General features: G+C 55.7%; 12 protein-coding genes and 1 pseudogene. 3 read left to right on the forward strand and 10 right to left on the reverse strand.

What is annotated here, in order from left to right:
* Position 1: 1 nt before the first annotated feature.
* The 5 genes from K3724_RS17910 to K3724_RS24025 form a co-directional block, all read right to left on the reverse strand.
* Positions 2-1,900: a TniQ family protein gene (locus tag K3724_RS17910; protein WP_259987845.1), complete on the reverse strand. Its 1,899-nt coding sequence runs from the start codon at positions 1,898-1,900 to the stop codon at positions 2-4.
* Entirely contained in the window at positions 1,897-2,868 is a 972-nt protein-coding gene (locus K3724_RS17915) for a TniB family NTP-binding protein (RefSeq protein WP_259987847.1), read from the reverse strand. The genes K3724_RS17910 and K3724_RS17915 overlap by 4 nt, the downstream gene beginning before the upstream one ends.
* The gene (locus K3724_RS17920) at positions 2,858-4,999 is read right to left on the reverse strand and encodes a Mu transposase C-terminal domain-containing protein (protein WP_259987849.1); all 2,142 of its coding nucleotides are present in this window, start codon (positions 4,997-4,999) and stop codon (positions 2,858-2,860) included. The genes K3724_RS17915 and K3724_RS17920 overlap by 11 nt, the downstream gene beginning before the upstream one ends.
* Positions 4,996-5,691, reverse strand: a complete 696-nt coding sequence (locus K3724_RS17925) for a TnsA endonuclease N-terminal domain-containing protein (protein WP_259987851.1) — start codon at positions 5,689-5,691, stop codon at positions 4,996-4,998. The genes K3724_RS17920 and K3724_RS17925 overlap by 4 nt, the downstream gene beginning before the upstream one ends.
* 235 nt (positions 5,692-5,926) lie before the next feature.
* Positions 5,927-6,169 (reverse strand): transcriptional regulator, encoded by a 243-nt coding sequence (locus tag K3724_RS24025; RefSeq protein WP_409201386.1) that lies wholly within the window; start codon positions 6,167-6,169, stop codon positions 5,927-5,929.
* A gap of 209 nt (positions 6,170-6,378) precedes the next feature.
* Between K3724_RS24025 and K3724_RS17930 the strand changes: the two genes are divergently transcribed.
* Positions 6,379-6,921, forward strand: a complete 543-nt coding sequence (locus K3724_RS17930; protein ID WP_259987853.1) for a hypothetical protein — start codon at positions 6,379-6,381, stop codon at positions 6,919-6,921.
* 164 nt (positions 6,922-7,085) lie between these two features.
* On the forward strand, positions 7,086-8,522 hold the full coding sequence (locus K3724_RS17935) for a DUF6880 family protein (RefSeq protein ID WP_259987854.1): 1,437 nt from the start codon (positions 7,086-7,088) through the stop codon (positions 8,520-8,522).
* 426 nt (positions 8,523-8,948) lie between these two features.
* On the opposite strand, the gene K3724_RS17940 is transcribed toward K3724_RS17935, so the two are convergent.
* The gene (locus tag K3724_RS17940) at positions 8,949-11,081 is read right to left on the reverse strand and encodes a DnaJ domain-containing protein (RefSeq protein WP_259987856.1); all 2,133 of its coding nucleotides are present in this window, start codon (positions 11,079-11,081) and stop codon (positions 8,949-8,951) included.
* Positions 11,082-11,757: 676 nt separating this feature from the next.
* On the opposite strand from K3724_RS17940, the gene K3724_RS17945 reads away from it, so the two are divergent.
* A complete protein-coding gene (locus K3724_RS17945; protein WP_259987858.1) occupies positions 11,758-12,225 on the forward strand; it encodes a hypothetical protein in 468 nt (155 codons plus the stop codon).
* Positions 12,226-12,280: 55 nt separating this feature from the next.
* On the opposite strand, the gene K3724_RS17950 is transcribed toward K3724_RS17945, so the two are convergent.
* From K3724_RS17950 to K3724_RS17965, 4 genes and pseudogenes are all read right to left on the reverse strand, one after another.
* Positions 12,281-13,246, reverse strand: a complete 966-nt coding sequence (locus K3724_RS17950; RefSeq protein ID WP_259987860.1) for a toll/interleukin-1 receptor domain-containing protein — start codon at positions 13,244-13,246, stop codon at positions 12,281-12,283.
* 953 nt (positions 13,247-14,199) lie between these two features.
* Complete coding sequence (locus K3724_RS17955; protein WP_259987862.1) at positions 14,200-14,427, reverse strand: hypothetical protein; 228 nt, start codon at positions 14,425-14,427, stop codon at positions 14,200-14,202.
* Positions 14,428-14,957: 530 nt separating this feature from the next.
* Positions 14,958-15,146: pseudogene (locus K3724_RS24030) on the reverse strand (GntR family transcriptional regulator); the annotation flags it as partial.
* Between the two features lie 18 nt (positions 15,147-15,164).
* Complete coding sequence (locus K3724_RS17965; RefSeq protein ID WP_259987864.1) at positions 15,165-15,650, reverse strand: hypothetical protein; 486 nt, start codon at positions 15,648-15,650, stop codon at positions 15,165-15,167.

Here is a 15,650-nt window from a genome sequence, read left to right on the forward strand (position 1 = left end):
GTTACTGATAGGACGGGTTGGCAGGCTGCGCCTGGCTTGCGTTCTCGCTTGGAGACCAGGACGCACAAAAGATACCGATTTTATGCAATCGCGCTTCCAGCCCGCGCCGCTCGTAGAGCCAGCTGATGCCGCGCGGTGTCTCAAGCGGGCATATCCCTTTGGCTTCGAGATGACACCCGAACGGCCCAGGCGGTCTCTTGTACCGGCGCGCCATCAACCCCAGCGTATCGTAGGTGCTAAGAAACGCATCAACGCTGCCGTCGCATATCCCGGTTATGAATTGCCGTGATTTGGGGTTGCGCATTCGGGCAGATCGCAGAAGCCCCTCCTCAATCAGATAGTTGATTGTCTGATAGGTCACCCGCAGTGCCGTTGATGCTTGCGTGCGCGTGATGCCAGGCAGGTCCCAAGTCGGCAGCGCGCAGCGCACCTGGCCGATGTCGACCTTGATGCCTTCAAGGCCAGTGCGGAGGACATCACCGGACACCGTTTTCAGTTTGCCCGTGAAAACAAGAGCCAAGACATCTGCGGTCCTGCAACGCAGACGCCGCGCGACCTCCGCTGCAGGCACAAGATCAGCAGCACTGCCGGGCGGCACCGTTATGCGCGAAGCAGCCGTGTCCAGCAGGGTCTGCAGCTTTTCCCGCTCATATTTTGGCCGCTGATCCAGAGCATCCAGTTCTTGCGCAACCAATCCCAGCTCACACAGATCCAGGAGCGCTCGGTCCTTGATTTTCAGAAAGTCCAAAGCCTGACCAGGCGAAATCCGGCCACATACTTCAGACGATATCCTGAGAACATCCGTGCGGTGCAGCGTCCGCCGCAAAGAGATGCCGTCCATCGTTGCATTGCGCTCTGCGATACCATCTCCGACGAGATATCTGCCAATGCGTTTCCGCTCAATTCCGAGAGCTTTGCAGGCCGCCTCGACAGTATAGACAGACCGTTGCGCGCAAGGGCGGCCAAGTATCTCAAAGCCGTCCGGGACAGGATAATGTTCAAAGACATAGTCACGCACGATGCGGCGTATGGGTTCGACGTCTTGGTGAAATTTGGAGAGGCGCAACCACTCATAAAATGAGCCAAAATCAGACTTCTGGCGCATTGTCATTTTCGAGATATCGGAGCGCAGGGAGTGCAAGACATCCCGCAAACCGCCCTCACCGGATTGCAGCGCCTCAAAACCCGCCTGGCCAGCCTGATGCATTTGCGCGTTGCTGGCTGTCCTGAGCTTCGCCGTTGGCCCAAAGAGCATCACGAACCCTAGCGTTTCGCAGAGTTTCGTTGCTGTGTGCAGTGATAGCCCGTCCAGAAACGGGTATTGTCTGCTGCCCTCTAACCGATCAAATAAATAGCGCTCAAATGCAGTCTCGCGCTGTAACGCCGCAGTCGCGGAGGCACGTTTGATGTACGGCCAACGCTTTGTGACTTGCCCGACAAAATCATAATTGTAGATCGTGTACTTCTCCGGGGGCAATTCAAGCAGTTCGGCGGAATGCAGTGAACAAGTACGGATCGATTTGAGTTGCCAGAAGTAACGACGGAAGACACCATTCGGTCCGAAGTTCCCGACATCCTCTTGCAAGCATATTGGACACACGCGCAGCCTCGAACGCACGAGTGTCCCCTTCGAGCACTGGTGCCCAGCAATTGAAAATCGGCCTCCCCCTTGGGACCGTATGGCCCACTTCTTCATTTGCTCAAGATTGGCACCACCGATTCTGGACAGCTTGGAATAAAGAGCGTCGTCTCCACTGATAAAGTCTTTCCAGTAAAACCCAAAATCCAGGCAAAGGTCCGCTGGCGAGTACAGCCCGCAATGCCGGGCCAGCCGAGAGGCGTAGGATGTCGCGGTTTCATAGCGTTTTATAGGAAATGAAAGAGGATACTGGTCGGTCATTGATTCCGTCCCATCCTGCTAAGCTGCATGCTCCCAAGAACGGCGCGCGCATCAATGGCCAGATAGTCTGACGCAGCAAATGGGTTTAGTCCGAGCATACACCCGGATTTCCTGTAAAATGCTTCGATGAAATGAGCTGCACCGAGCGTTCTGGACCCGCTCAAGAGCGCAAGCTCGATTCCCCTGAGGATCATCTCAATCGTCAAGCCGAACTCATTGGATCCAGAGTGGATCAGCCGCGGGAGAAACTCATTCAAGTCAAGCTTTGCGCAGATTTCGAGCCCCGCTTTTTCGGCATAGGTTCGAAAGACAACTTCGGTTTCCGTCGCATACGAATTCCAAGAAACAGCCTCCAAGTTGACAATGTCGATCCGCCGTTGCAGCTGCTCATCCGAGTTCAGCATCACCATCATGTCTGGCGTACCTGATAAGATGAGCCCAACTGGCCAGTCATTAGTGTTCAAAAATGTCTTCAGCGTATTTACAACATCCATCTGCACATTGCTGTTCTTGCTCGTAAACAAGTGCTGCGCTTCATCCAGGTGCAAAAATAGGGTCTGGCGTTCCTGGAAGAGGCAACGAACTTGGTCCCAGATTGCCCCCGAGGGCTTGCTGCGCATTGGATCAAAGCCCAGAGTGCGCAGAATTGTTGACCCCACCCCCTTTAGCGTAGCCGGAGATGGGACAAGAATGCGCACGATTTCCACTTTATTGTCGCCTGCTTGGTGCTGCACGATTCCCGGGTGTGTCTTGAGGACGTGCTTAACAAGGGTAGACTTTCCGCTTCCCGAAGCACCTACCACAGCGATGCCACGAACTTCCTCCTCTAGACCTAGTGTAAGAGCTGCACGTCTGCGATTGAGATGGTCGTCAAACTCCTGCCAGAGCCGGTCAAATCGATCGTTCTTAACAAATCTGGATCGTAATTTAGCAAGCCGCAAATGTATCTCTGTGGAGTCATTCATCATCAAATCTCCAGGTAGAAGGCTGGGCATCATTCGCTGCTCCGGCACCGCCGCCGGTTTCTGGAGCGGTAAATTCACCGCCTCCGTCCGCCTTCGGCTGCGGTATTTGGTGTCCGAACAAATCTTCCTCCGGGGGCAAGTCAAATCCTTCAGGGTCATCGGGTAGGATGGAGAGACCAAGATAAAGATCCTCTTCGCCACGTTGTAACCCGGCGGGCGTGACAGCCTGAAGCACGGCGCCAAACCTGCTTTGTTCGGCGGAGTTGACCTCCCCAATTTTGTCTAGAGCTCGCGCGACTGTTTCCTCGTGGATCGCAGCTTCAGCGCGATACCGTTGACGCAGCTGCCGCGCTGCGGCTTCCCAGACATCGTATGAAATGCCCTCAAAGCACTTTTGTAGTGCCCGTGCCGAAAACCATTCATCACCGACCATAACCACAATCCAGCTAAGATCGTTGAGATCAATCCGCAGATCCACGTCCTGCTCATGGCTATGGAGATGGAACCGGCGCAGCGCGGCACAAGTATAATCGATGCCGAACACACGCACTCCGCGGCCAGTAACGCGTCTTCGAAGCAGTTTTCCAAACGCACGGCGACGAACGCGTTCTGGCACATCAGGAACGACACCTTTTTCCATTGCCAGCCGCTTCCAACAATTGTTGGGTGTTTCCCCTTGAAGACCTCGATGGGGCCGGTTGTGATACACGTCCACCACATACAGGATGAGCATTTGGATCAGTGCATCATCTGCAATTGAGGCCATCTCTCTAGACGGGTAATCTCCTTTTTCTTTGGGGTTTGAGAAGGTGCGCCCCGCCAAACCGGGCAGCAAGTTGGTTCCGAAGGTACCGAAAATCCTTTCGACCCGTGCTCGAAGCTGAGGCAATCCGCCGGTCGGCGTTTCGGGGGAACCGTGGACATCAAATATCGCAGTCCGGAAACTGTCGTCGACGAAGGCAATGCCAAGATCGGTGGCGACCGTTTTCAAGCCACCATAGTGCGCCCAGGCCGATTTACATCCGGCTGCAATCGCGAGATCGGTCTTGTCGCGTGTTACATCCGAGAGTAACGCAATGGCATCCTCCGACGACGGCTGGACCGCCAACCGCATGCCAACGACACATCGCGTCGCACAATCAATGGCGAGATAGAGCCAGCGCCGTCCTGTCGGCAACGCCGCAAGCTGGTCACGATTGAGCCCGTCCAAAGCGCCACGCTGTGCCAAAATGGTAATGAGATCAACGCACCACTCGTCGATCTCAACCCTCTCCATTGGATAGCTGGCATCAATACCGTCTTCGAAGAGCATGAATTTGCGGTTAGCCGCTTCCACCCCATGCCGCTGAGCATAGGTTGCATAGGGACCAAGTTTGGAAATCTCTCTCTCAACCTTGCGCTTAGATGGCACCGTTAGCGGCGTCAGTCCCTCCTCGGCACGTTTCTTGTTCTCTTCTTCAAAAAGGGTTTTGCAATTGTCAGCGATCTGGCGTTTTGAGAGACGGTCCCGGGTGAGATACCCACCGATGCACAGCCCTAATAGGCGCATCTCTTCCAGGCTGAACCTGGCCTTTCGGTTGCCTGATCGATGCGTCTTGGGAATTAGGCCAAGGGGTGAAGCAGCCGCAGCCTCAAAGCGTCGCACCCACTCCAGAAGCGTACGTGCACACGGAGGGTCTCGATATTCTTTCCTCGTTCCAGCGCGCTTTTTGACCCAGCCGCCCTGTGCGGCACTCGCCTGTTTGTTGACCAGAGCCTCGATGCGCGAGAGACATTGTTTTACCGAAGATTCCGTCCGATTAACCTCGCCCCGTGCTTCAAACTGAAAGTAAAAGCTAACATATGCGTCGCGCCAGACGACCTCGGACCTCTCCGCGTTGGACAATATTCCAACGGCATCGAACTTGGTCGTTTTGCGCAGGGTTTCGCGCTCAACAAGAAAGTAGTCACGTTCCAGTAAGACATCCGGCTGCTTGAGCAAGTCCCGCAGTTCGCCAAAGCCAAAGAAAACAGTGGGAGCCGGAGGGGACGTACTTTCAAATGAATACCCTTCATCCGTCTGAGACCTGAAGCGGTAGGTCTGCCAATCGATTGTAAGTCTGTCAAAACTTGAAAGTCGCAGAGGCATGCTCATTGTACGTCTCCCCGAAAAACAAGGGTATCAGCATCGATCAGCCTCGCTTTGTCGGCAAAAAGCAGCCCCTCAAAGATTGCAATGAAAACGGCTCTGAAGCCTTTGCCGTCGTACCCAACCCTTGAAGCTAGTTCTCCGACGGTGGCCGGAAGAATTGCCGTGGCAAGTACACTCAGCAGCGCCTCTGCTACTTCTGGGTCTCTGTTCCTCGAGAATTCATGATAACGCTCGGCGTTGAGCGCTTCGGATTTCGAGAAATCCTGTTCTGTAATCAGCAAGATGTCATTTGCGTAATCTTTCCGCATTTCTTGCCGGATACACTGCAGTTCTCGAATGAACCCTGTCCGCCGAGCAATTTTTGCTGGTTTGACCGCAATGGCAACACGGCGGCCGGACTGCAGCTCGATCAGGAAATCAAAGAAGTGATGCCTGCGTTGGCCTTGCTCATCCCGATAGGTGACCATCGGGGGTTGCTCCCACAGATCCACCACATCACGCCGAGCAAGAAGCAAGAAAAGGACGCGCTGTTCCAATTTGCTTTCGAAATAGACGATCCTGGACCGTCCCCACGTCGGCAGTTCCACAACGATACCGCCTCGAGAACTGTTTTTTGAACGCTTCGGCGCTTTCCTCGTTGCACGGCTTGGGCGTGGCTGCAAATCGCTGCACCCGTTGATAATTTCATCTTTCATGCTTTTTCTGGGGCTTGGCAGCCATTCATGGCGGCAGCACCCCACCTTCTGTTCTTCGTGAATTTGGGCAAAGCGAGTGGCGCTCGCCGCTTAAAGGAGCGACGAAACAGTTGACTTTGCATACGCTTCGGAGGAAGAAGGGAGAGGTCGGAGCGAATTCGGCTCTCTAAATTACAGGCCTCGATGAGTTGCTGCTCTCGGGGCCTAACCTTTTCCAGCTGGTATCTTTGCTAGATCATTTGCTGCTCTCCTTCTTTCGGTAGCGCTTCGGCCAAAGCTGTTCTGGCTCCTGCCCGAGACGAACCGCTATGGCACTCTGTATCTTCCTTGAGCGGCGCCAGCCCATCGAAACCGTAGACACCGCAGCCTGAGAGATTCCAAGTTCGCGACTAATGTCTGCTAGCGAACTTCCAGCCAAACGGAGTTCGAACTTGATTCTCTCGTGTTTTCTAAGATCCGTGGGAGTGGGCTGATGCATAGGTTAAGTCCTAAAATCTTTGGCGCGCGTCTATTCATCCCTCAAATGAGTCGAAAAATCAAATATTTCTGTTTATTTTCTGACTCTTAGAAAATGCGCATTCGTTTCGCCGATGTTATAACTTCGACTCCAAAATCGGGAAAAACTACTGTCGGCTGTTGCTGTTGTGGCCGACAAAAAGCTTTGATGAGCAAACAAGGAGTTCGAAGTTGCCCAGCAAAGTATTTGCGATTGTTGTTGATCAGCGAAAAATGGTAGCGATCACCGTATCTGAGGGTGATTGGCACTGTTATCTGCCGTCTGAGATCGAGACGATTTACTCTCAGTCGGACAATCTTCGTACCATCGCTTCGCGACTTGGCATTACGCCTCTTCTGATAAGAAAAGCGTTGCGGCTTGCAAGCATCGACTACCTTCGCGACCTCTATAAACAATACCAATCGGGTACGCCCTGCGCACAGCTGGCAGCCGAAAATGGATTGACCCGTTCGACGCTGACGAAACTATTCAAGCAACGAGGATGGCAAGTGAAACTTGGAATGTCACGCCCTCGGTTTTCTCAATATCAGATCGCCAAAGCCGCGATGGAACACAAGACGATCAACGCCGTCGCCCGTAACCTCAAAGTGCATTGGGAAACTGCAAAGACCATTCTCAAGTCACAAAAACTGCTGACAAGACAGAGTGGTAGGTATGTTTTGGTCGTTGCAAGTGATTTTCTTAACAGTGCGCACACCCATTTGAGAATCTAGCAGTATAATTCCGTCAAGAAGTATTAGGTGCTCCCCAGAACGGCCCAGGCCTGCCGTTTGATAGTCTCGGACGGCTTCCTGGAAGCCGCCATTGGTGCTTGCCGGAGCAAGACCTGTACGACATTGTCCGCGGAACTCATTGCAATGGAGCCCGGCGCCTTATCATGTCCAAGAAAACCCTGAACCAAGCCAACCTTGAAAAGCTGGGCGTGGAGAAGCTCGCCGCACTGGTCATGGATCTTGTCCAGGGAAGCGCCGCATTACAGCGCCGCGCGAGAATGGAGCTCAGTGCTGCCCAAGGTCCTAAGGAAGTTGCCGCTGATCTCCGCAAACGCTTCGCCTCTCTGCGCCGCGCGACCAGCTTCGTCGATTGGCGCAAGCAGAGGGCGCTGGTCAAGGATCTGGAGGGTCTCCTGGCAATGATCGAAAACACCATCGCCCCCGATGACCCGAACGAAGCGTTCGAACTGCTCTGGTCGTTCCTGCACCTGGCCCCCTCGGTCCATGAGCGCACGGATGACAGCAACGGCGCGATTGGCGGCGTCATGAGTGAGGCGGTGGACCTGGTCGCGAAACTATCGCCCACCGTTTCCCAGGACGGCACCACCCTGGCGGAACGCATTCTCGACGCTGTCGCAGATGCGGGCTACGGCGAGTTCGACGGGATTATCCCCGCGACGGCGGAGGCGCTCGGGCAGAAGGGGCTCGAGCATCTCAAGCGGATCACGAAAGTATGGGCGGACGCCCCGCCGAGCGAGCAGGAACTCGAGCAATACCGGGGCTACGGCCTCACGTCTTCTGCCGAAGACAGCGTGCGGCGCAACAAGCAGGTGACGCGGTCGATCATCCTTGCGGATGTGGCGGACGCCCAGGGGGATGTCGATGCCTACATGGCACGCTATTCCGAAGAACAGCTGACCTATGGCACCATCGCCCCCGACGTCGCGCGTAGATTGCTGGATGCGGGGCGCATTGACGAGGCGTTCGACATCGTCACCCGTGCCCGCACCGCCGAGGACGGCAAGTCAATCCGGATGTTCCGTTACGATCTCGACGCGGTCTATGAAGAATGCCTCGAAAAACAGGGTAAGACGGAGGAGTTGACGGCGCATCTGCGGAGGACCTTCGAGCAGACCCTCAGCGCGCCCTGCCTTCGAAAATACCTGAAATTGCTTCCCGATTTCGACGACATCGAGGCAGAAGAGGCTGCTCTGGACTTTGCCGAGGCCCATCCGCATCTGGGTGCGGCGATCAGTTTCCTGGTGAACTGGCCATCTCTCGGCCGCGCGGCGCGGATCGTGGTGGCGCGGGCCGAGGAACTGAACGGGGATTCCTATCACACCCTCACGAGCGCGGCAGACGCTCTCGAGACCGAGCATCCGCTGGCCGCTACACTGATGCGCCGCGCCATGGTGCTGGACACGCTGACCGGCGGTAAATCCAAGCGCTACAGCCACGCGGCGCGCCATCTGGCCGAATGCCGGTCCTGCGATGCGACCATCACGGATTATAGTGACCATCCCTCCCACGCGCAGTTCCTCGAGATGCTCAGGAAGGAACACGGTCGAAAACATGGGTTTTGGCGCTTGGTCGATTTGTGATTCCGGCCCTTTCCGGACCTTCGCCCTAGCTTCACGTTGCTGCAGGCGCAGCCCGCTTTCCGGTCGTTCGCCGCGCGAGCAAAATCTGGAGATGATCAAACTCACAGTCTGCCGGACCAAGCCGCCTTTCGCTGCGCTCGCAGCCTGGGCAAGACCGAGTGGCTCCCATGCGCAGATAGTGACATTTGCAAAGTCGCAGAGGCCAGCTAGACCCGAATACGTGCCCGGCCCGTTGGTGCCGTTCACCGGGTTGGCCAATGCTGCGCTGCAACGTCCCTAGACCGGTCATTGGTGACACTGTGTAGCGTGGTCCGGCAAGCCAACCTCAGCAATGCAGGACGTTCCTGCCGGTCCCTAAAGGTGCTGCTCGCTGTGGGTCGACCGGCGGCGATGCGGCGCAAGCGGAACAGCTGCATCGCTCACGTGCTACGCAATGAGACCGCTGAACCGGCCGCGATGAGTTCGCGTTTCGACGACAAGCACGCCATCCTCGATCCCAGCCCGGCGGATCGGTGCCTTGGTTAGCGCAACGCCCAGCAGTCGGCCCGCCTCCGTTAGCACCCGCACGCCCTTATTCTCGACTAGCAAGACCAAGCCTTCGTCGACCAGCAAGTCGCACTTGGTCGTGCAGTCCTGCAGCCCCACTAGGCGGTCTCCTTCAAGCACGTAAAGCCGGGTGAATGTCTGGATGTAGAGGTAGCGATCCGTCTCCAGGACCCGGATCGGCGCGCTGCCCACATCGTATAGAGCGATCGGCTTGCCGGAAGCATCAATGCGCAGGACCCGCCCCTGGGAGGTTCCCAGCAACACCGAGTCGCCACGCCCCGAGAAGGCCGCAGCCTGAAGGCGGTCAGGACCGCCGCCGGTCATGAACGTCACGGTGGCGGAGAACGTCAGCAAGTCCTCGGCACTTCCCTTACCCTGCAGATCATCGTGGCTGGCCCCAGTCAGCGTCTCGTAAGCCGCGTTGACCGCCTTCATCCGCTCCTCGTTGCCTGGGCTGAGGTCCGGGTGCAGCTTACGCACTAGACTGCGGTATTGCCGCCGGATCTCATCCGGCGTTACCGGCAGCGCAAGCTCAAACTCTTCGAGTGCCTCCTCGATTTCCACGGCGGTTCCCGTATGTCCGCCTATGCCGCCCAATTCGAAGGTCTGATGATAGGTCTCTACCGGACGCTCGGGCATGCGGACACCCCAGAGGGGCTTTCCGTCCCGGTCGATGCACCACGCTTCATCCACATGTGTGTAAAGGTAGCGGTCTCGGTTAGGGCTGAGCGCGATGCAGTTGAGCGCCAAGTGGGGTTCACCCCAAAGGATACCACCTTCCCCGCCAAGATCGAGACGGCGGCGCCCTGCTGCGACTTCGGGCGTGGCGGAAAGGTCGGTCTCGAAATCGACCTTCAGGTCCTCACCATAGACGGTCAGAATATTCGTTTTCGACCGTGTCGCGAAGCCTTGGCCCTCGGGATGAACATCAAGCGCATAGATCGGACGCTCCAGTCGTTCGATCATAGGGGTGCCGTCCTGCTCGGAGGTGAACATCACTGCACCCGGCGCACCGAGACTTGCCTCGGACTTTGCAAGATCATCAAAGGAAAGGACACCGCCGCGCGTGGTGAAGTGTTTCCGGAAGGCAGGGTCCGGGCGATCCGCGGGTGCGATCGCCTCTACAGTAAGTTCACGCCAAACGCCTTCGGCATCCTCGAATGTTTCAGAGGTCGCAGGCAGCGTAAACTGGCTGCTCCAGGCCTCCGGGGATGGTGGCAGCGGCAACAAGGCCAGCTTGTCGAGGTTGAGTTCGATGGGCTTGCCCGGCTTGGATCTGGCCTGATGAGACCCAGGACGCGGCGGCTCTATGTAGATTGCCGAAGCGTCCTTGGCACTCATCTCGACGCCATCTACGTAGAGCGCGTAGGTCTTTCCGTTCTTAGCGCGGGTGATCTCGCCAGCCTTCTCCAGCCACGAGATCAGGTTGCTGACAAGGCGGCCATCCTCGGCGCCCACCTCCGACTTCATCTTGTTCTGCAAGATGCCAGGCTTCGCTGCGACGGCCTTGCGAATGGCGTCGAAGAGGTCGATGGCGGCAAGATGCTTTTCGGCATCGGCGCGGTATTCCTCGAGATGATCGAATTCCGATACCAGATCATGCAGCATCGCCAGTCCCTTCCGGTCACCGGTGATGGCCAGCATGGTGCCGCCTTGAGTGAGCGCGGGCATGCTCAGGCTGAGCCTTTTGCCGTTGCCTCTGGGATCCTCGAGCCACTTGCGAATGAGCGGCAGGCTCTTGCGCGCCGCGGTTGCCGCGTCCATGTACCTGCGATCCGATATACTTTCTTGCAGGGCCTGTAATTGGCTGAAGTAAGCCTGCCCCGGCATTTCATGGGATTGTGCCTCAAGGCGCTCCCTCGTTTCCCGTTCAAAGTCCTCAAAACGGCTGCGGCGCTCACTGTCCGCGCCATCATCGCCTGAGCCGACCGCCTCTCTAATCACAGGAAGATCCTTGTTCCGCCTTGCAGCGTTTTTTCCCCCGAACATCTTCCTGAAAATGCCAAACACCATGCCCCACCTGCCTTGTTTAAATATGGTGATAGGGGCGTCCTTCACTCGGCCTGTCAATCTCCCGCTTCAATTAAACGAAGGCTCAAGCTTCGTTGCGACAGACGCTTTGAGTTCCATGCCGAGCTGGGGCACTGCGACGCGCTTGAGGCCAAAGTGAGGCCGCCAGACCAACGAAACGGCCCATTGGGGACATTCGTCGCCATCCAGCCGCTGCACTGCAGCGGTCGCCAAAGCGGCCATTGGCTACCGAGTGCAGCATTTCATCGCAGGCAATGCCTCTGCCGGGACCTACCGGCCATTCGCTGAGGGAGCGAAATACTCGGCAAAGAACGGCCGTCTCAGGTCTGAGGGCGGATTGCGGTCATTCTCAGCAATCTGCGCGAAGGTCTGTTTTACGCATAGCTTGCAATCTCCTCTCACGCGGTGCCCGCTCGGGGATATGGATCCGCTGAACCAGACCTAGCCGCCGAGGCATTGGCGTGAGATATAGGGGCAATAGAGGGGGGGGTAAGCTACGCATTTTCAGTTGGTCGGCTTCCACTCGCACTATGTCACTTCTCTCTACTTAGTTCGGTCAGTAGGTTTAATTGGTCTCAAAAATCGATTCAAAATGCCGCGTGTAAACAGAAAGTTAGGTAGTATTATGGAAGTTCTGTTCTCAACAAATCTCAAGCCAATGTCCGACTTCGAAGTGGGAGAAATCGGTCTCTGCAACTTTGGCAGAGGGGCGGAACTCGCCATGCTTATTGTCAAACTCGATGAAGACCTTGGCTTCGCGACACTGCATGGCCAAGGCGACGATTTATTCAGTATTCACTATGTGGATCACAGACCTGACCTCTGCCTCTCGTATGGCCAAGACTGGAAACTTGTGCTCGACCCTACTGGGGATATCCAAGTGGGAGGCTACGCCTCACCTGAAATTGGCGACATCGTCATGTGGAACGGTGCCTATGGCTTATGTGCATTTCGGTCCCGTGGGCCCATGAAGAACAAAGTCAACTGTCCGCTGACAGGTACCAAACCCGACAGGTCACCCATCGAAGCAGTATTTAGTTCCTGGAAAATTGTCCTCAACGAGAATGATCCCGAGACTGGCCTCGCGCCCGTAATCTTCCGTCATCCCGCTATGCAGGATTCGTAGCCTTAATGAAATCATCGCCAAACAAAGCCAGATACCCCTAAAGGTACTGATGTGGTTACTGAAGTGGCTTCACAAACATCTGCCAATAAGTTTCTGCCGCACCCTCAAACGTCAGCTTCTGATCTCGGTTTTGACCGAAGTGTGCCATCCCCATGCTCCGAAGAAAAAGGGTTTGCTCATCGGCTTCGACGGTTAGGTTCTCATTGAACCCGTTGGTTTCAGCATTTTCGGTCGCAGTGTAAGCGATGCCCCCCATATGCCGCCCCCCTATGAACACGGTGCAGCGGCTCGCAGCCTGACCTTTATGGTAGGCAACCGCACTGAAGCGATTTGCGTCGAGCCTGCGGAACGACCCGTCAATCTCGGGATTGCGAACAGACAATTCAGAAAGCGAATTCTCGAAATATTTCGCCATAAACTCAAACGCCTCGGTCTGGAATGCATCACGATCACGGTCCGTGAACGTTTTGGCCACCCGCAGGTTACTTGACCGGATCACTTGATCCGATTCCGATCTGTTAACGGACTGCGTGTTTTGCATGATTGCAGGTGCCGCTGACGACCTGGAGCTCGCTTGTGGATTACCTATGCGCTTTGCCGCTGCCTGAACGGCTTCGGCGACGAGACGGAACGCATGGTCGATGTCCGGCCATTGCGTGACCGGGCGGCCGTCCGTTGGTGTAGCCATCAGCTTGCCGAAGGGGGCGCCATGCCAGAGGCAATCGCGCAGAATGACCGGGATTACGATGGCCTCTCCCACCTTGTGTCGTTCCAGCGCACGAGTCATCTCGATCTCATAGCAATAGTCAGAGTTTAGAAAATCCGGGCTTACCAGCAGCAAGATGATCTCATCGGCTTCAATGTGCGCGTCGATCTCACCGGCGAAGTCCTGTCCAGCCTCAATACGGCGGTCGTGCCAAGTCTCTATCATGCCTTGACGCTGAAGGATTCTGAGCTGGCGTTCCAGCTGGTCTCGTAGTGCCTCGTCAGCGTGGCAGTAGGAAAAGAAAACAGTTGTCATGTATAACCCATCATTGAAGATCAGTATCTTGGTTGCACGTCAGGATTTGCCGCACGGTACTCTGCGGGTGCGAAGGCCTGCTTGGTGGTCAGTGACCGCTCTGGGCTCGGACCAGTCATCGGATGCAGCCCAGCATCCTGCCCTTGTTCGACAACCGACAGCGGTTTCGCGGGACTTCCTGCCATTCGCCGCGGTCGAAACCTGGGCTTTGGATGCATCCGCTTTGCGCAGAAATTCACCATCTGCAAGTTTGGAGGTTGGAGATTCCTGAGAGGCGCTCGGCCCTAAGCGGCCTTTCCGCCCCAAGAGCCGCCATACAAGTTAGAAGTGACCGGACTGCGCGGCATTTCGCGCAGACCGGTCGACTGTCGGGTCAGAAGGGCAATTTATCGAGAGCCCTTTTTCATTTTTTCTTGGGGGGGCTTGCTAGATTTGCTAGGTTTGAGGGACGGTGTATTCCCTGGTGTGGATTTGTTATCCCGGCGGCGCTGATCCGGTTTCCCTGTCGATTTAGCTATCGGCTTTGGTCCTGGTTTAAGTGCCATGAATGCTATCCTTTTTTGGTTTAAAAATTATACCTGCGCGTACCTTCTTACTGTGCATTAGGACACAGCAATAATGGGTAACAGTCCGCACGAGTTCTGGCTGAAGTCAATGATGAATGGATATTCATACTGTACCAACACTCCACAAAAATTGGCAGGAGGGGCCGGAGGCACTTTGCCTCACTGTACCTATGAGCCGCGGTACGGGCGATCAGGTTATTACGTCTTGACGAAGATTCTGAGAGCATGCTCTGCCGTTCGTCTAGGCCGCGGCTTACAGACAGCTATCCGTCTGACTTGCATGTGCTGGCCCTCTCAACTGGTCACCAGGCATGGGGCCGCTATGGGCTGCTTCACGTCCCTCCGCAGGTGCTAGGGCCTGCTTGGTAGTCGGTGACCGCAAAGGGCTCACCTCAACTGTGCCGAATAGCGCTTTTTTACTATTCTTTGTATAAATGAGTTCAAACCTTCGCCAGCTTTGGCCAGGCTCACCATCTGGCTTAAGTTCATTGAACCTACTGATTGCTCTGTGTAGCGATAGACTGCACCACTTTTGAATTCCACGTCGATGTGCGTTGGCCCAACGTCATATGCATTGACGCCGGAATCATTGTCCCAATCTCGGTATGGTGTCACCGTCGAGTTCCTTTCTTTATGCGTACTATTGGTTTGGTTCCGTGGAGTTTTCTGAATTTGTAGCCTGACAGCAGTAGATGAAGGTCAAGGCAGACCTTGCCTGTTTGCTGCGCTACCTTTTGCCTTGGATCAAAGCGGAGCAGGTCGCTACCTAGCGAAGAGGCCTCAAGGCTACCCTTAGTGACAGTGGTAGGGTTTTGAGCCGGCGTGGCAGCACTTCCCTTTCGGGGAGGACTTCCTACATCCGCCGCTATGCTCCAACACAGGTTGCCCTTCGGGCCCCATTGTTGTTGGCAAGGCTTCTGAAAATGCAGTTCCAGTACTAAAATTCAATACTAGCGCTGCCACAGCTATAATTCGAACCAAAGCGTTTCCCCCTCCAGGTGATTTTAACCACACCACTCTCCCATATCGGGAGGGGGTTTTGAATGATCCACATCAAGCCAAACGGCGCCTCGAACTCTGAGTAGTCTTACAAGTGAAGCCCCATGGATGCTCGGCGATGTTTGCGATCTACTGCAGTCGCAAGTTAGCGCCTCTTCCGAGATCCGCAGCGCAGCCAGCCGACCGCAAACGGCCTCCAGCTCTGCCATCACCTCGAAGATCTCCATTAGTTCCGCCCGTCCGGGCTGGCGAACAAAGGCACCACGGCGCAGGGTCATTGCGAGCAGGCCAGACAGGGCAAGCCGTTGAAAGGCTTCGCGAAGCGTCTTGCGCGATCTATAAGTCTTGGCAATCTAATATCGCCCAAGACGCACATTGATCTCTCGAACCGGCAATCGGCACCGGGGATGGTTTCGCAGCGCGGTCAGCCCGACTTTGAGATCATCTGTTGCGCATGTTCCATGCTCTTCAAACTGATCGAACACCCACAACACACCGTGCATGCGGACTCTTTGAGACTTTGCTTCTTCTCGCAGAGCGCCATCACCTGTTAGCAGCGTCCAATCTCGAGCTGCCGCCAGCGCGAACGCGAAAACATCCGGCACGGAAAGCATGGCCCTTTCTCGCCGAAGGCGAGTAGCTTGCTCTACTTCGTTGGGCGTCAGCTCCTCAACTCGGAGGCCACGTTCGACCAGTTCCGGACCGATCCAATCCAGAAGTTCCTCTTCGAAAAGAACGTCCGGCACCACGAATTCATAAGGAAGCTCAAAGAGCCTCGCTGTCAGTGAGGCTCTTTCGATGTCGATCAGAACTGATGTATCAGAAACAAGGACTTGCAC

It is taken from the genome of Leisingera sp. M658 (assembly GCF_025144145.1).
Classification (GTDB): domain Bacteria; phylum Pseudomonadota; class Alphaproteobacteria; order Rhodobacterales; family Rhodobacteraceae; genus Leisingera.